This window comes from Planktotalea sp., from assembly GCF_049680325.1.
Lineage (GTDB): Bacteria > Pseudomonadota > Alphaproteobacteria > Rhodobacterales > Rhodobacteraceae > Planktotalea.
On record NZ_JBAUHO010000282.1, the window covers coordinates 1 to 1,615 of the forward strand.

Genomic DNA, 1,615 nt, shown 5'->3' on the forward strand with positions numbered 1-1,615 from the left:
GGCCAGCACCTGAGCCTTGGTAAGCCCCCGCTCTCGCACGGCTTTAAGGGCTTCTTGGCTTCGGTTGCCGAAAATCTTCCAGACATTGGAGATTTCAACGACGGTATCGTTTGCCATGACAGGGCTCGCTTATTGAATAAGGGGCAAGGCGTGGAATACGGCACCGGACGCGCCAGTGCCGCTGGTTTTGACCGCCTAGCCTTAGAGGCCAAGCATCGCGTCGACGCGGTCAGAGTTCGCCGCGATCCACTCCTTCGCTGCATCCGCAGGCTCTTTGCCGTTGGCGCTGATCTCAAAGGCGAGGCCGGATACATCGTCCGCTGTCAGTGAGAAGTTGGCGAAGAATTCAGCAATCGCAGGGGAACGATCTGCGAGGGAGTTGGACCATGCGATCTGCACATCCTTCAGCGCGTCCTTGGTCGCAACCGAAGACTTCTCGTACCAATCGGCATCATCGGAGGGCTGGATCATAACGTACTTAGCCTCGTCGAATGTCGGCTCTGTCAGCATCTCGACGTCGAACATGAACCAGACCGCGTGGGGTTTGTAGCAATAGAAGGCATAGCCTTCGCCCTTGGCGATACTGTCCTTGATACGTGCTGTTTTCACAGCTTCTTCAGCGCGGATCGGCTCGATGAAATCAAGCAGGCCGTAGTCGCGGACTTTCACTTCGTTCACGTTGGCAGAGGCCCAACCGGGTGCGCCGATCCACATCTCGCCTTTGCCGTCGCCATCGCTGTCCATCAACGCGGCCACGTCAGGGCGGCCCAGATCCGCGATGTCTGTGATGCTGTTCGCGCTGGCAAAATCCTTGCTCACGCAGAATCCCTGATTGCCCTCATAGGAGTTCTGCGACAGCGTCACAGTGCCCGCCTCGGTCACATATTTATCGGTAAAGCTTTGCTGGTTGGGAAGCCAGACATCGGGATGTACGTCAATGTCGCCCTTGCCCTGATCCATCGCCTGAAAGATCGTCGCGTTGTTGCCTGGTACATATTCGACCTGACCGCCGATGCGGGAAGTGACGATCTCGCCCAGCACATGGCCGATCGCTTGGGCACCTGTCCATGACGGCAGGCCGATTTTTACTTCTTCTGCGGCGTATGCGGGCAGCGCGAAAAAGCTGACTGCTGCTGCAAGGCCGAGTGTGTTCAATTTGGTTTTCATTTCATATTCCCCAGTTGGTTCGCGCCGGATTCTTGGCGTCTTTTGCGTGGTCGGATCGTTGTCCATCGTATGCCGCAACTTGCGCCTTGGCCGGCGCTGAGCGTGCAATAGACTGCACCCGCGGCGTATGGATCAAGAATAGAACGGGAAAATTCGAAAGTGCCAATTCTAACATTTCATCAAACTATTCGCAATTTGCATGGTTTGAGATAAGCTTATCGTGAGAGCCATTTCGGGATGGGAATAAGGCAATGGATTTGAACTGGCTGGGCGATTTTGAATGCCTTGCTCGCACGTTAAACTTTACCCGCGCCGCGACTGAGCGAAACATCACACAGTCTGCTTTTAGTAGGCGAATCAAAGCGTTGGAGAGTTGGGTCGGCGCGCCTCTTATCAACCGCGCGCATTATCCTGTGCAACTCACAGACGCAGGGGCACAGTTTTTGCC

General features: G+C 55.4%; 2 protein-coding genes and 1 pseudogene. 1 reads left to right on the top strand and 2 read right to left on the bottom strand.

Annotated elements, in window-relative coordinates; genetic code table 11:
- Positions 1 to 117 (bottom strand): annotated as a pseudogene (locus WBC85_RS13055) (glycine/betaine ABC transporter); the annotation flags it as partial.
- Between the two features lie 84 nt (positions 118 to 201).
- A complete protein-coding gene (locus WBC85_RS13060; RefSeq protein ID WP_424437905.1) occupies positions 202 to 1,167 on the bottom strand; it encodes a glycine betaine ABC transporter substrate-binding protein in 966 nt (321 codons plus the stop codon).
- A 251-nt stretch (positions 1,168 to 1,418) separates the two neighbouring features.
- Here WBC85_RS13060 and WBC85_RS13065 point away from each other — a divergent pair.
- On the top strand, positions 1,419 to 1,615 hold a 197-nt coding region (locus WBC85_RS13065; protein WP_424437908.1), incomplete at its 3' end, for a LysR family transcriptional regulator.

Excerpts from the sequence above, each read along its gene's own strand:
- WBC85_RS13060 (WP_424437905.1), bottom strand. The coding sequence starts at position 1,167 with ATGAAAACCAAATTGAACACACTCGGCCTTGCAGCAGCAGTCAGCTTT.